Here is a 15023-nt window from a genome sequence, read left to right on the forward strand (position 1 = left end):
TATTTTTGTTATGATTTTACTAAAATAATTTTAAATTTAGGATATTTTTACGATGTTTTTTGAATTTGCACTCATTGGAACTACTGCAAGTGGCAAAACAGAACTTGCTAATAAACTAGCTTATGAATTTAATGCAAGTATTTTAAGCCTTGATAGTCTTTGCGTGTATAAACAAATCAACATTGCTTCAGCCAAAACAGAGCAAAAAACCCTAGATGAGCTTGACTATTTTGGTATAAATTTATTAAATGTCAATGAGCATTTTAACATCGCTTTGTTTTTTGAAGAATACAAAAAAGCAAAAGCCTTTGCTCAAAAAAACAATCAAATGCTTATCATCACAGGCGGAACTAGTTTTTATTTAAAAGCTTTAATGGATGGTTTGAGTGAAAATTTTAAAGAGAGTCAAAGCACGCTAAACAATGATGAAATTTATCATTTAATGATAAAAATTGATCCACAAGCAAAAATAGAAAAAAACGATACTTATCGTTTGAAAAAATGGCTTGGAATTTATGAACAAACTAATAAAATTCCAAGTGAGGTTTTAAAAGAAACCAAACAAGAAGCTTTGATTAAAAAACTTGATATTTTTGAAATTTCTTGGCAAAAAGAACTTTTAGAAAAACGCATCATTAAACGCACACAAAATATGCTAAATGAGGGATTAATAGATGAAGCTAAAATGCTATTTGATAATTATGACCATCATTTAAAGGCACTAAATTCCATAGGTTTAAAAGAATGCAAAGATTTTTTAGACAAAAAAATAAATTTAAATGAGCTTGAAGAGCTCATCATCATCCACACAAGACAACTTGCCAAAAGACAAAGAACTTTTAATAAAAAATTCAATAAAGAAATTTTAGATTTTCAAAACGCTTATGAGAATTTAAAAGCTTATATTTTAAAAAAATATCAAGGCTGAGTGTTTAAGACATTTAATTTATCTTTACATAAATTTTGCCAATTGCTTGTTGCATTAATATCTATACAATTTTGCAAACTTTGCTTTTGATTTTGCACATCTTTTAAATCTTCATAAATATTACTTTGCATATAAAAAGCTCTTGCGCGCTCATCATCTTTTAAAGGATTAGCAAGTAAATCTTTAAACAAAGTTAAAGCTTGTTGGGCTTGATTGCTTTGTTTTAAAGCCTTGATATAGATAAATTCTAAATCAGGACTAAAAAGATTTACTCCCTTTAAATTTTGATAACCAATCGCTTTTGGAGCATAAGTTAAAATGCTTGTTAAAAAATTATTTTTTTCACAATAACGCAAAAACTCATAATATAATTCCACCATACGATAATTCATAGGAAATTGTTCTAGTTTTTGTAAAGTTCTTATCATAGCATTATAATCTTGCAATCTAAGCTCGGCAAAAAATTTAATGTAATTTGCTTCAAATTTTTCATTATCACTAATAATCGTTCTTGTATTTAAAATATCATTAATTGTTTTTATAACAAAGTTATAGCGTTTATCTTTAAGAGCTAAATCAGCGCTTTGAAGCTTGTAAAAAATAATATCATCATTTTCATTTTCCACTATGTATTTTTTAGCTTCTTCTATACGTGTTGTACGCTTAAAGCATTCAAGCATTTGTTTTTTGCTTTGTATTTTATTACCTACATTATAAGCTTTAAAATCATCATATATTTTCACAGCAACTATACATTCATCATTTTTTAATTTTTGTTCCAAAACCAAAATAGCAGCTTGTTCTAAAATATTTTTAACTTCTTTATTAGAGTATTTTTCAATATCTTTTTGATAACTTACAACCTTTTCATAGTTTTTTTCTTGAAAATACAATTTTATGTTATCAAATAATGCTTTGCTAGAAATTTCACCAGCATATTTTTTCATAATCTCTTCATATCTTTGATGCAAAAAGCTTGCATTGGCATCTTTTAAATATAAAAAGTTTTTATCTTGTGCTTCTTTAATCAAGCTTACATATTCACCCAAAGGAAAATCTTCTGCGTAAAGATCTAAATATTTTTGAGCCTTAGTATGCTCATTTGCATTTAATAAAGACAAAGCAAGATCTTTTAACACTCTTTCATATTCTTTATCCACCTTGGTTAAATGTGTAAAAATATACTCATAAATTTTAGAACTTAAATCATAAACCCTATTATTTGCAAAAGCTTTAGCTAAAGATAAAGAATTTTCCAAATCACTCATGAAAAATTCAGGATTTGATTCTAAAATTTTATTTGCTAACTCTTTAGCTTCTTTTATATTTTGTGCCTCTAGATAATTTTTTGATAAAAACAAGGCCGCCCTACTGGCTAAATCTGCATTCGGAGTAGAATAATATACTTCTTGATAAATATTATTTGCAGTATTTTTTTTACCTAAATGATATAAATAATCTGCATAATCAAGTAAAGCCATTATAGTGTATTTATCACCTTTATGTTCGGTATTTAAAGTATCTATAATATATTCGACATTAGATCTTTGTGATAGACCCATATAAACTCTCATCATAATATACATCACTTCTGTATAATCTTTGTCATTAATATAAGTTCTCACCCATTTTTTAGTATCATCTAACATTTGTTCTAAAATTTGCTGATCTTTATCAAGCTCGTAGGTATAAAGTTTATTTTGTGCTCTTAGTTTATAAAGCTCAAATTCATTCATAAATACACTACCCTGATAACGCTTAATAGCATTAACAGCATCTCTTAACACTTGATCATATTTTTTAGCCTCATATTCTTGTTTAATATTAAAATAGGTATTAAAATCTGCGCTTTTAGAGGTTTCCATAGGATTAGAATTTAAATCTAGCGCTCCAATATAAGGCATTAGTCCATCTTCAAAATAAATATTAAAGTCAAGACCATCGCTTGGCTTATAATATCTTAGATCTTCTGTAAAAATAAATACAAAATGCTTAGAAATATCTCCACTTTGACTTTGAATTTCTTTAGCATTGAAAATATCTTGAGAATAATTAAACATTTTAGCTAAAATTTTAGGATAGATTTTGATTGTCAAAAAAGTTTGGTGCTTTTCAAAATAAATCGTAAAATCATCAAATTCCTTATTTTGAAACTGCATATTGCTAACACCCAAAACATTGCACTCAAAATGGGTTTTTTCAAATTCAAAAACACTTTTGCAAGTAAAATCTTTATCGTCTTTTAAATGCAAAAGCGTAAAAGGGCGCTTACTTTCCTCCCCTTTATTAACAATAATTTCAAAAGAAAATGTATAAGTTATACTTAATAAAAATAAAAATAAAACCCTTATCATAAGCGTGATTATAGCAATATTATTTTACAAAAGCAAAAACACGCAAGAAACACTTCCAATCAAACACAAGCATAAAATAATCTTTTGTTTTACATCTAAGTTTGCACTTTCTATGATTTGAGCTTTTTTGAAAAAAACATAAATTAAAATTTTTAAATAAGCATAAAGCATAATCATAGAGCTTAAAGCTATAGCAAATACAAGCACATAATAGCCTGAGTTTAAAATAGAAGCTAAAATTAAAATTTTACCCCAAAAAATACCAAAAGGCGGAATACCTGCTATACATAAAATAAATATAGCTAACATTATAGACAATACCGGTCTTTGATCAAACAAGCCCGAAAAACTCTCAAATGAACTTTTTTGAAATAAACTCAATATTAAAAAAATTCCATAATTTGCAAAAGCAAAAGAAATCCAATACACAAACAAAGCAAAAATTGAAAGCAAATAAGAAGTCCCATCTCCTTGAGAACTTACACTCATACTAGAAACAATAACTGCTAATATAAAAGAAGAATGGGTAATAGAACTATATGCAAGCATTTTTTTTACATCTTTTTGAATTAAAGCTACTATGCTTACAGCAAGCATAGAAAAAATCGCTAGCAATGCTACTATATATTCAAATTTTACCCCACCACCCAAAGCAGAAAAAATTCTTAAAACTACTATTATCATAGCTATTTTTGGAACAATTGATATAAATGCTATAAAATTTGTATGTACTCCATAATATACATCCTTTAACCAAAAGTGAAAAGGTGCAATAGAAAGCTTTACTCCAACAATAACTAAAAACATTACTCCAGCACAAAGCAAAATAGGATCTGAAATATATTCAGAATGTAACAAATTATCTAAATCTAAAGACTTAGTTTTTAAATATACAAAAGCACATGCAAAGACAAAAAACCCAGCTCCCACCGCAGCTAAAGTAAAATACTTTATACTAGAGCTAATAGCATTATGAGTTCCTCTTAAAGCTATTAATGTATAAAGAGCTAAAGAAGAACCTTCTAAGGCTAGGAAAATTACAATCAAATTAGTACTTGACACCATTAGCATCAAAGAAGCAATCATAAATAAAAACAAAGAAAAAAACTCTGGCTTTTGCTCATCTTTATCCATTAATAAATAAAGCATTGAAAAAACCAAAATAACTATTTGAGTAAAAATTGCATAATTATCACTTACAAATAAACCAAAAAAAGCTTGAGAATTATCTAAAACAAGGCCATTATAAAACAATAAAAAATATAAAGTACTAAGCAAAGCTATAACACTTACTCCTATATAAAAATTTCTAGAAAGTTTTTTAAAAGCACCCAGTAAAAGTAAGGCAATAGCCCAAAAAAGCAATGACAACACAGGAAATAATAATACAAAATTTAATTTTTCTAAACTAAAGCCACTCATTAAAAACCTCTTATATTATCTATGATTTTTTGATTTTCTATTGCAATATTTCTTGTTTGCATAACTTCAAGAATACTATTTACATTCAAAGCAATTTCATCAAGCATAGCACTTGGAGCTATCCCTAAATAAATTACCAATGCGCTCAACACACTTAAAACAAAAATTTCACCTTTTTTCAAAACTAGCTTTTCTATTTTTTCTGCATTAGTGGTAAAAAACATATTTCTATAAATATTTAGCATATAAATAGCCCCTAAAATGATCACACCGCCTGCTAATAATGCATACCACAAATTCACACTTGCTATGCCTTGTAAAATTAAAAACTCACCTACAAAAGAAATAGTCAAAGGTAGTGAAATAGATGAAAATAACAACACCGCAAAGAAAAAGCTAAATAACGGAGCTGTTTTGGCTAAATTTTTATAAAAGTCTAAATCGAAAGTATGATATCTTTTATAAAGCATATAAGCAGCTAAAAACAAACCGCCTGTTACTATACCATGTGCAAACATGTAAAATACAGAACCACTAACTCCATTATAAGTAAAAGTCACAATACCCAAAATCACCACACCCAAATGCGAAATTGAGCTATAAGCAATTAACTCTTTCAAGTCTTTAGTTTTAAAAGCAATTAAAGCTGCATATAAAATTCCAACTATACATAAAATAGCAAGTAAAGAATAATAATGATTTAAAGTATCAGGTGTTAAAGGCAAGATAAATCTTAAAAATCCAAAAGGAGCCATTTTAAAACTCACAAGCATTACAGACACTAGTGTTGGGCTTTTTGCATAAACCTTTGGTGCCCAAGTATGAAAAGGAAACAATGGACTTTTAATAGCAAAAGCGATAAAAAATCCTATAAAGATTAAATTTTGTGCGTTTTCAGGTATAAAAAATTCGCTCTTATACCAAGCAAGTAAATCAAAACTCCAATACCCAAAACTTTGATAATACAAAAATCCTACATAAATAATTGCTAAAAGCATGAGCATAGAACCACAAAATGCATAAATAAAAAATTTAATCCCTGCTCTATAATTATCCGAATACCTGCCTATTAAATAAATAAGTGGTATAAGAGAAAACTCCCAAAATACATAAAACAATAAAGCATCTAGTGAAGCAAAAAGCCCTATAATACAAAATTGCAGTAAAAATATACTTACAATAACACTTTTATCTTGAATATCTAAACATATAAAAGATAAAAAAATCATAATAGAACAAAGCAACATCAAATAAAGTGCTATAGCATCTACACCTATATGAAAATTAACTATCAAAGAATTTAAGCTAAACTCATACGCTATGTCATCATGATAATTAAACAATAAAAAAACATTTAAAACTAAAATCAAAAAGCTAATTAAAATAGCAAAAGTTTTAAAATCTTCTTTTTGTAAAAACAAAGCTATAAAAGCTGCAAAAAATGGAAATAACATTAATAAACTAAGCATTCTACACCGCCAACGCTAAACAAAATAAACATACAAAAGCTAACACTGCAATTCTTAAAACCAAAGAATAATCCTTGCCCACACTAAGCACTCTAGCAAAGCTTCTAAGGAAAAATGCAACACTATCTACCAAAGTATCTAAAATTTCTTTATCACTTTTTCTTAAAAATTCACAAAATAAAGCATATTTACTAACAATAAATTGATGATAAAATCTTGGTATATAATATTCATTAAACAAAAGCCTATAAATGCTTGTTTTAGAAAGTGATGGTTTAAACCAATTTTTCCAATAAGCTATAATAGCCAAAAGCATTCCAAGCACCGCAGCAACACTTGCAAGTGCCATAACTAAAGAATTTTGTCCGTCAATAAAAGCTAAATTTTTACTTACAAACTCCATAAAGCTATGCTCAAAAAATCCTGCAATAATAGCAAGTAAAGCCAAAGGACTCATCGCAAGCAAAGCTATCTTACTAGCTTCGTGAGGATGTTCTTCATGTCTTTTTGGAGTAAAAAATACAAGCATTAAAAGTCTAAAACTATAAAAAGCTGTCATAAAAGCTGCTATTAAAAGCGCTAAAAAAATTCCATGGTGATGACTTATAAAAGAAAATCCTAAAATTAAATCTTTAGAGAAAAATCCTGCAAAAGGATAAATTCCTGCCAAAGCCAAAGAGCCTATAAGCATTAAAATAGCGCTAAAACGCATACTTTTATAAAGCCCGCCCATCTTGCTAATATCAAGTTTATCATTCATCGCATGCATAACATTGCCCGCACCTAAGAATAATAAAGATTTAAAAAAAGCATGAGTTGCTAAATGAAACAAAGCTATTGCATAAGCCCCAAGACCTGCTGCTACAAACATATAACCAAGCTGAGAAAGCGTTGAATAAGCAATAATTCTTTTTAAATCTTTAGCTACCATAGCCATAGAAGCAGCAAAAAGCGCCACAAAAGCTCCAAGTATAGCGATAAAATATCCTACTTCAGGAACTTGTAAATAAAGTTCTCCTGCGCGAATTACCAAATAAACCCCTGCAGTAACCATAGTCGCAGCATGGATTAGTGCTGAAACCGGTGTAGGTCCTGCCATAGCATCAGCAAGCCAAGTGTGGAAAGGAAATTGTGCTGATTTACCCATAGCACCTATAAAAAGCAAAATTGCTATTAATATCAAAATAGCATTATTAGCGCAACCTAAAGATAAAAGTGCAAAAAATTCATCATATTTCAAAGAATTAAATTCTATATAAATTAAGAAAATTCCTAAAAGCAAAGCTAAATCTGCAATTCTATTCATAATAAATGCTTCATTAGCAGCAAAGGTGTATTTTTCATTATGATACCAAAAACCTATCAAAAGCCATGAGCAAAGTCCAACACCTTCCCAACCTATGAAAAGCCCTAAGAAATTATCACTCATAATCAAAAACATCATAGAAAAAACAAAAAGCCCTAAATAACTAAAATAGCGATTAAACCCTTCATCATGCTCCATATAAAATATACTATATAAATGCACAAAAGTAGCAACTATACTTACTACATTCATCATAATTAAAGTAATAGAGTCTATTTTAAAACCAAAACTAACATCTACTAAAGAGATCCAAGTGCCAAGTTCAAAATTAAAATGCACTCCATTGTTTAATAAAACAATTGAAGCAAATGCTGAAAAAGCTATAAATAAAGAAGCCAAATAACCTAAAATAATTTTCTTAGCACTAAAAGCAAAAATACCTAAAATAATAGCCGAAACCAAAGGAGAAAAAAGCGCAATTAAAGCTAAATTTTGCATTTTATTCTCCTTTTTCAGCTAAAGAGCTAAGCTCTAGTGTTCCTGTTTTTCTATACCACAAAACACAAAGCGCTATTCCAACAGCTACTTCACAAGCTGCAACTCCCATTACAAACAAAGCAAAAATTTGTCCTTCTATGTCTTTATGGGAAGCTCCAACTGTAACCAAAGCCAAATTAGCAGCGTTTAATAAAATTTCACTTGAAATAAAAAGCATAATTAAATTTTGGCGTTTTATAATGCCTATTAGACCAATGATAAACATCAAAATAGCCACAATGTAGTATTTTTCTAACATCATTGCTCATCCTTTTTTATATTTTTTTGAGTAAGTGCTATAGCGCAAATTAATGCTATTAAGAGCAAAATTGCCATAAATTCAAACGCGAGCATGTATTTTGTAAACAAGGCAAAACCTATTTGCTGAGTTGAGTCAAGACTATAAATCTCATTAGCTTCATTTAAACTAAAGTTATAACCCATAATAATACTAATTAGTAAAATCGCGCTAAAAATCACAGCAAAGATAAATATTCTTTTACCTTTTAAACTTTCTTTTACTTTTATCGAAGCATCAAAAAACATCATAGCAAAACTATAAAGACCTAAAATAGCCCCACTATAAACAATAATTTGAATTGCCCCAATAAATTCAGCATTAAGTAAAAAATAAAATCCACTTAAAAAAACCATAGCTGCAGCCAAAGAACTAATAGCATAAAGCACGCTAGTACTTAAAACACTAATTAAAAAAAATCCCAACACCAAAACACTTAATAAACAAAAAGCTATCGTTTCAAACATTTTCTTCCTTTGAGGCATCTTGCTGTCTTTGCAAATCTATCTCATAATAATTTGGAGTTTTCTTTACTAAATTATCAGCATCTTTTCTTAAACTACCACTTCCTTCAAATACCACTTGATTTTTAAGCTCATCAATAGGGGTTAAAAAGTCTTGCTTTTGACCAAAATACGATCTTTGCTCTGCTGCATTTTCATATTCTTTGCCATGCACAATAGCAAGTTCAGGACAAACATCAGCACAAAAGCCACAATAAATACAACGTCCTAAATTAATACTATAATTTTCAACCTTTTTGCGTCCATCTTCGCTCAAACTTGTTTCCATTCTTATGCAATTACTAATACAAATTTTTTCGCACAAACCACAACCAATACAACATTCATTTTCACTTTCAATAAAACGCATTAAGCGATGTACCGCACGGTAGCGATTATCCAAAGCAACTTTTTCCATAGGATATTTAATCGTTGCGCTATTGTTCTTTTTAAACATTTCTCTTAATACAACAAATAAACCTACAAAAAGTTCTGTATTCAAAGAACGCTTGACTACTTGTATGAATTTTTCATAAGTATTTTGAGGATTTTTACGCTCAAAATCTACTTTAAAATAACCTTTTTTCATTGTTTTTCCTATATCACAAGCACTAAAGCACTAATTAATAAATTTAAAACCGCTAAAGGAATTAAAATCAAATAACACATTCTCATTACTTGATCAGGACGCAGTTGCGGAAAAGCCCCTCTAGCCCAAAAATACCAAAAGAACACAAAAGACACTTTCAAAAGCATCATGATAGCCCCTGGTATAATCCAAAAATCATTAAATCCACCTAAAAACAAAAGCGATATCATAATCGCTCCGGTGATCATAGCTGTATATTCTCCGATAAAAAACATACCCCATCTAAGCCCACTATATTCAGTGCCATAACCTGAAACAAGTTCAGTTTCATTTTCGCTTAAACAAAGTGGAGTTCTATTAGTTTCTATAAAAATAGCTATTACAAATAAAATAAAAGCTAAAGGTTGTTTAAAAATAAGCCAAGAAAGTATGCCTTCACTTTGATAATTATTAATATCTACCAAAGACAAAGAACCAACAAGCATTACAACACATACCAAAGAAAGCCCTGCAACACTCTCATAAGAAATGATAGAAACAAGTCCTCTTGCCCCACCTAACAATGACCATTTATTATTACTTGCCAAGCCTCCTAAAAAAATCGCATAAAAACTAACCCCGCCCATGCCTATGACAAATAGTAAGGCCACATTAATATCAGCAATAATAGGGCGAATCACTCTACCAAATAAAGTAAATTCAGGAAAAATAGGAATAGCTGCAATTGCCACAAAAGCACAAATTGCTGCGATTAATGGAGCGATTAAAAACACCACTTTTTGAGCATAAGTTGGCACTATATCTTCTTTAGTAAAAAGCTTAATCATATCAGCAACTACTTGAAGCAATCCAAAAGGACCTACCATATCAGGTCCTAAACGACGATGAAATAAAGCCAAAGCCTTTCTTTCAAGATAAGTTGCCAAGCCTGCTAAAGTAGCAAAAATAGCTATAACAAGCACGCATTTGATAATTGTTTCTATAATAAAAAAAGTAATATCACTCATATTTTAGCTCCTGCTTTTTCAAGCCAAACTTTTGCATATCGAGTATTATCAAATAAAGATTTATAATCGATCTTACTATCATAATCCCCCAAATACGCACCATTTTCTAAAGATTCATCACATTTTACACTTATAGCAATTTGAGTTTTTTCATTTTTTAAAATAACACTATCATCTTGATTTAAGTCAAATTTTTGCATTAAATCAACTGATAAAAATAAAGCTCCAACCTCATTAAAAGCTCTATTGCTAAGCTTTGAAAACTGATGAATACGATTTGCATGATATAAGGTTAAATTTCCTTCATTTTGCTCTTTGACTTCTTGAGCGCTTAAGTTTTTTTCAAACTCAAAATGAGAAAAATCAAGCTCATAGCCTCTATGGTTTGTTCCACCATTATCATAATGATTTTCTAACTCATCAAAACCAATTGCCCTAAAGCCTTTATTTTGTGGTAAAAATTTAGTATAGTTGATTGTAAATTCTTCATCAAAACCTAAAGCATTTGCTAAATCATTTAAAAAATAACCTTTAAATTCTAAAGCTGCATTTGTAGGAACTAATCTTTTGTCATAATTTACAAAGCTACCTTCTTGTTGATTTAAACTAGAACTTGCAAGATCAAAATGCCCATCATAAGAAAAAGTAAAATCACCTTTTTCATTATAACCTAGTGTTTTTCCCGCTTGAAAATCTTGACTTAAATCACAAATCAAACTCACACCTAAAGTATTAGTGCAAGTTGGATTTAAAAAGACTTTAAAATCGGTATATTTTTGTACCAAAGCACAAAGTTTTGCTAGCTTTGCACTTTGCTCATCATAGTAAAAATCACTTCCTATAATAAGTGTAAATTTTTGCTTTTTTGCGAGCAAAGCTTCTAAAATATCCTCATCTATACCAAGATTTTTCGCATAATTTGATCTTTGCACTTCTATGCTTTTTTTAATTTTTTTAGGCACAAGTTTTTTAACTTCTTCTATAATAGTGTCACCATTTTCATTTTGCTTTTCTATCTTTTCAACAACTTCTTCATTAATAGTTTCTTCAATTTCTTTAGTACCTTGGTAATACGCATTTTCTAATGTATTTTTAAAATCTTGTGGAAACTCTTTAGCGAATTTTTGCAAGATAAATAATAAAATATTTTCATTATCTTTAATATCATGATTAATCTGCAAGAAATTTTTAGAATATTTATCCACACCTTTATCTTTTATAGGGTGAAAATATAGCCCTGCACCTTTATTCATCACTAAAGCATTATTAACTTTATATCCTAGCGTTGGTGCATCATAGCGTAAAAACGAACCTACGATGATTAAAAAATCACTTTGAGTGATATCATCTGTATTTGCATTATACATTGCATTTGTATTTTGATAAAAACAAGCTAGGAAATCTTGGAATTTTTTAGCTTCATGATTTATAAGGTTAAGGTTAAATTTTTTACTTAAATTTTGCAAGATTAAGGCTTCTTCATTGGTAATAAAACTATTAAATAAAATATTTTTTATTTCATCATTTTTTATCATATTTACTAGTTTTTCAAAAGCTTTTTCATCTTTACCTTGAACTTCATTTTGAGTGTTAAAACCATATCTTGCAGCTTTATTTAGCGTAGCAAAAGCAAAATCATTGCTCACTCTATAAATTTTTTCTTTTTGATTATTAATACTAGTTTGTTTAATATCATAATACATCAACTCACAATCACTTGAATGGGGATTACTAGCTGGAATTTTCTTTAACTCCCAAGCATTAGATGTATATTGAAAAGCCGAACCCACCAAGGCTCCCGTTGGACATACACTTGTACATTCTCCACAAAAAGAACAATCAAGCATATCACCGCTACTTGGTGCAATTAAACTCTTTTGAAATTTAGTCCAAATCGCTAGCGCGTCTTTACTCATACTCTCTTTAAAACTTGCATCGGGTGCATTTGCTCCTCTTGGAGTAGTTTTTAAAGCGCTTTCTCCTATTTTATCTTTACAAACTGTGATACATCTTTCACATACTATACATAAAGCTGGATCATAATTAATCTCGCCCCATTTTTTATGCTCTTTATGGGTATCTTTAATCCAATAATTTTGCACATTTACTCTTGCTTTATGTGTAAAGTTCTGAAGCTCACATTCGCCAGATTTATCACATACCCCACATTGTAAAGGGTGGTTGATACAATATGCTTGCATGATAGCGTTGCGCTCTTCCCATAAATTTGGCAAATCACTCTCTACTACCATACCTTCTTTAACTTTAGTATTGCAAGAATAAACCTTTTTACCATCAGCCTCTACCATACACATACGACATGCAAGTGTTGGAGAACAACCATTTAAATAACAAATTGCAGGAATGAAAATATCATTTTTTCTTGCGACATTTAAGATATACTCACCCTCATTTGCCTCACATTCTATACCATTAATGATAACTTTCATTTTATAACCTTAACTTGAGCTTTTGAAAAAGCAAAACCAGCGCTTTCATAATCAAACAAAGCCACCGTGCCTTTTAAATCATGATTGATTTTTACTATAGTTGTAAATTCTTGAGTATTTATTTTTAAATTAATTTTATCCTCATCTTTAACCTTAGCAATCAAAGCAAAAGATGAAGAACAATGCAAATTTTTATCCTCTAAAGGTGCTTGCATGATGATAGTTCCATCAAAATTATCAAGTTCTAAAAGTTCACTAAAAGAATTTTGTATTGACAAATTTTCTTCATTTTCATTAGAGCAAATTAGCAAAAGATTAAATTTATGACAAAGTTTTTCTAAAAAATACTTAATATTTTCAAAGTCTTTATGTTGGTATAAATTTTCATCAAAAATAATACACTTTGCTTCTTTTAAAAACTCCAAAATCTCTAAAGCCTCTTCTTCGCCAAAGCAAGATTCAGCACTTAAATAACCCTCATCAAGCTCGTTAAATTCAGCCTCTAAACTCATCTTACAAAGTAATGCAAGCACGAAAGGCACACTTGCAATCTCACATTTATAAAAGCTTGCTTTTAAAATTTTATCTTCTATGCAGGAAATATTGTAATTTTTACTTTTGTTAAGCTTAGCACAAAGTGAAGGATTTTTTAAAGAAAGTAAATCCACAAAACACAAAGCATTTAAGCCTTCTTGATATTTTGCTAATTTCATTGTCCTACCTTTTTAAAAACTATAGTCCAATCTACTTGATTAAATTTTAAAGAATTTAAAAGTTCACAATTTTGCTCTTTTATGAAAGCAAAACTTTTTTCTACATTAGAAAAATCTCCTATTTCGAACAAAACCACTAAAACTTCACCCATATAGGCATTTTGAATGATTTGCTCTAAATCCTTAAACAAATCTTGACTTTTTCTTAAATCCACGCGTCTCATCGGTCTATCTCACCTAAAACTATATTAATACTTCCTAAAATCGCCACCGCATCAGCCAAATATGACCCTACAAGCATTTCTTCTAAAAATGCACAATGAAAAAAACTTGGGGTTCTAGCTCTTAATCTATATGGCCTACCGCTACCATCTGAGTGAATAAAAAACCCAAGTTCGCCTTTTGGACTTTCAGTTGGCACATACGCTTCTCCTTTTGGTGGCTTTAAGCCTTGGGTTACTAGGACAAAATGTTGCATAAGTGAATAATTTTGCGTCATGATTTGCTCTTTTGAAGCGCTTACATACTCAGGATGATTGCATAAAATTTCAGGTGGAGTATCTTGATAAAGCTTAGCACATTGAATTAAAATTTTCAAACTTTCTCTAAATTCTTGCATATAAACTTTATATCTTGCATAAGAATCACCCATTTTAGCCACAGGCACGCCAAAATCTACCTCATCATAAAGCAAATAAGGCTCTTCTTTTCTAACATCATAAGCAATCCCGCTTCCTCTTAGCATAACCCCGCTACAACCCCAACTTAGCGCTTGTTCTTTGCTTACCACTCCTACATTTTCAGTTCTTGCGCGCCAAATTCTATTATCATCAAGCAAGGCTTCATAATCTTTTATATCATTTGGAAATTTATTGCAAAATGCTAAAAGTTCATCTAAAAAACCTTCAGGTAAATCAAGCATTACCCCGCCTATTCTCATAGATGAATGTGTAAGTCTTGCCCCACAATATTTTTCTATTAGATCAAGCACATATTCACGCTCTCTAAAACAGTATAAAAATACTGTCATCGCACCAATATCAAGAGCATGTGTAGCAAGCCATAACAAATGCGAAGCAATGCGGTTTAACTCAAGCAAAATCATCCTTATCACACTTGCTCTGCGTGGAATTTCCAAACCACAAAGTTTTTCTACAGCAGCTACATAGGCATAATTATTTGCACTAGCTGCGATATAATCCATTCTATCAGTAGTTGGGATAAACTCTTGATAGATCATATTTTCAGCCATTTTTTCCATACCACGATGCATATAACCTATACAAGGAGCAGCCTTGGTGATTTCTTCTCCATCAAGTTCTAAAATAAGGCGTAAATTTCCATGAGCACTTGGATGTTGGGGACCAAGATTTACTATCATAGTACCATCTTCACGCTCAAAGCTTATATTTTCATAATAAGGTTTTAATTTAGTAGAAATTTGCAT

The 15023-nt window shown here is 29.9% G+C and carries 13 protein-coding genes; 1 reads left to right on the forward strand and 12 read right to left on the reverse strand.

Going from position 1 to position 15023, the window contains the following annotated elements:
* Nucleotides 1–52 precede the first annotated feature (52 nt).
* Nucleotides 53–928, forward strand: a complete 876-nt coding sequence (gene miaA / locus EL235_RS07130; protein ID WP_126341129.1) for a tRNA (adenosine(37)-N6)-dimethylallyltransferase MiaA — start codon at nucleotides 53–55, stop codon at nucleotides 926–928.
* Here the strand turns inward: miaA and EL235_RS07135 are convergent.
* From EL235_RS07135 to nuoD, 12 genes are read right to left on the reverse strand one after another with little or no spacing between them, the layout of a single operon-like run.
* Nucleotides 919–3282 carry a tetratricopeptide repeat protein gene (locus tag EL235_RS07135; RefSeq protein ID WP_126341130.1) on the reverse strand — a complete coding sequence of 788 codons (2364 nt, stop codon included), beginning with the start codon at nucleotides 3280–3282 and terminating at the stop codon, nucleotides 919–921. The genes miaA and EL235_RS07135 overlap by 10 nt on opposite strands.
* 24 nt (nucleotides 3283–3306) lie before the next feature.
* Nucleotides 3307–4704, reverse strand: coding sequence for an NADH-quinone oxidoreductase subunit N (locus tag EL235_RS07140; RefSeq protein WP_126341131.1), 1398 nt, complete (start codon nucleotides 4702–4704; stop codon nucleotides 3307–3309).
* Entirely contained in the window at nucleotides 4704–6173 is a 1470-nt protein-coding gene (locus EL235_RS07145; RefSeq protein WP_126341132.1) for a complex I subunit 4 family protein, read from the reverse strand. Before EL235_RS07145 ends, EL235_RS07140 begins: the two co-directional genes overlap by 1 nt.
* Nucleotide 6174: 1 nt before the next feature.
* On the reverse strand, nucleotides 6175–7977 hold the full coding sequence (nuoL, locus tag EL235_RS07150; RefSeq protein WP_126341133.1) for an NADH-quinone oxidoreductase subunit L: 1803 nt from the start codon (nucleotides 7975–7977) through the stop codon (nucleotides 6175–6177).
* 1 nt (nucleotide 7978) lies between these two features.
* Nucleotides 7979–8275 (reverse strand): NADH-quinone oxidoreductase subunit NuoK, encoded by a 297-nt coding sequence (gene nuoK, locus EL235_RS07155; RefSeq protein ID WP_039627552.1) that lies wholly within the window; start codon nucleotides 8273–8275, stop codon nucleotides 7979–7981.
* A complete protein-coding gene (locus EL235_RS07160) occupies nucleotides 8275–8781 on the reverse strand; it encodes an NADH-quinone oxidoreductase subunit J (RefSeq protein ID WP_039627142.1) in 507 nt (168 codons plus the stop codon). Before EL235_RS07160 ends, nuoK begins: the two co-directional genes overlap by 1 nt.
* Nucleotides 8774–9406, reverse strand: coding sequence for an NADH-quinone oxidoreductase subunit NuoI (nuoI, locus tag EL235_RS07165; RefSeq protein ID WP_039627143.1), 633 nt, complete (start codon nucleotides 9404–9406; stop codon nucleotides 8774–8776). Before nuoI ends, EL235_RS07160 begins: the two co-directional genes overlap by 8 nt.
* An 8-nt stretch (nucleotides 9407–9414) precedes the next feature.
* On the reverse strand, nucleotides 9415–10413 hold the full coding sequence (gene nuoH / locus EL235_RS07170) for an NADH-quinone oxidoreductase subunit NuoH (RefSeq protein ID WP_039619340.1): 999 nt from the start codon (nucleotides 10411–10413) through the stop codon (nucleotides 9415–9417).
* Nucleotides 10410–12863 (reverse strand): NADH-quinone oxidoreductase subunit G, encoded by a 2454-nt coding sequence (locus EL235_RS07175; RefSeq protein ID WP_126341134.1) that lies wholly within the window; start codon nucleotides 12861–12863, stop codon nucleotides 10410–10412. The genes nuoH and EL235_RS07175 overlap by 4 nt, the downstream gene beginning before the upstream one ends.
* Nucleotides 12860–13576 (reverse strand): hypothetical protein, encoded by a 717-nt coding sequence (locus EL235_RS07180; protein WP_126341135.1) that lies wholly within the window; start codon nucleotides 13574–13576, stop codon nucleotides 12860–12862. The genes EL235_RS07175 and EL235_RS07180 overlap by 4 nt, the downstream gene beginning before the upstream one ends.
* Nucleotides 13573–13800, reverse strand: coding sequence for an NADH-ubiquinone oxidoreductase subunit E family protein (locus tag EL235_RS07185; RefSeq protein ID WP_039642382.1), 228 nt, complete (start codon nucleotides 13798–13800; stop codon nucleotides 13573–13575). Before EL235_RS07185 ends, EL235_RS07180 begins: the two co-directional genes overlap by 4 nt.
* A complete protein-coding gene (gene nuoD, locus EL235_RS07190) occupies nucleotides 13797–15023 on the reverse strand; it encodes an NADH dehydrogenase (quinone) subunit D (protein WP_126341136.1) in 1227 nt (408 codons plus the stop codon). The genes EL235_RS07185 and nuoD overlap by 4 nt, the downstream gene beginning before the upstream one ends.

Source organism: Campylobacter lari (assembly GCF_900638335.1).
In the GTDB taxonomy this organism is placed as follows: Bacteria; Campylobacterota; Campylobacteria; order Campylobacterales; family Campylobacteraceae; genus Campylobacter_D; species Campylobacter_D lari_E.

Bases quoted from the DNA above. Each gene is read 5' to 3' on its own strand.
- EL235_RS07185 (WP_039642382.1), bottom strand. From the start codon at position 13,800: ATGAGACGCGTGGATTTAAGAAAAAGTCAAGATTTGTTTAAGGATTTA.
- nuoH (WP_039619340.1), bottom strand. From the start codon at position 10,413: ATGAGTGATATTACTTTTTTTATTATAGAAACAATTATCAAATGCGTG.
- miaA (WP_126341129.1), top strand. From the start codon at position 53: ATGTTTTTTGAATTTGCACTCATTGGAACTACTGCAAGTGGCAAAACA.
- EL235_RS07175 (WP_126341134.1), bottom strand. From the start codon at position 12,863: ATGAAAGTTATCATTAATGGTATAGAATGTGAGGCAAATGAGGGTGAG.
- EL235_RS07135 (WP_126341130.1), bottom strand. From the start codon at position 3,282: ATGATAAGGGTTTTATTTTTATTTTTATTAAGTATAACTTATACATTT.
- nuoD (WP_126341136.1), bottom strand. From the start codon at position 15,023: ATGCAAATTTCTACTAAATTAAAACCTTATTATGAAAATATAAGCTTT.
- EL235_RS07145 (WP_126341132.1), bottom strand. From the start codon at position 6,173: ATGCTTAGTTTATTAATGTTATTTCCATTTTTTGCAGCTTTTATAGCT.
- nuoK (WP_039627552.1), bottom strand. From the start codon at position 8,275: ATGTTAGAAAAATACTACATTGTGGCTATTTTGATGTTTATCATTGGT.
- EL235_RS07140 (WP_126341131.1), bottom strand. From the start codon at position 4,704: ATGAGTGGCTTTAGTTTAGAAAAATTAAATTTTGTATTATTATTTCCT.
- EL235_RS07180 (WP_126341135.1), bottom strand. From the start codon at position 13,576: ATGAAATTAGCAAAATATCAAGAAGGCTTAAATGCTTTGTGTTTTGTG.
- nuoL (WP_126341133.1), bottom strand. From the start codon at position 7,977: ATGCAAAATTTAGCTTTAATTGCGCTTTTTTCTCCTTTGGTTTCGGCT.
- nuoI (WP_039627143.1), bottom strand. From the start codon at position 9,406: ATGAAAAAAGGTTATTTTAAAGTAGATTTTGAGCGTAAAAATCCTCAA.
- EL235_RS07160 (WP_039627142.1), bottom strand. From the start codon at position 8,781: ATGTTTGAAACGATAGCTTTTTGTTTATTAAGTGTTTTGGTGTTGGGA.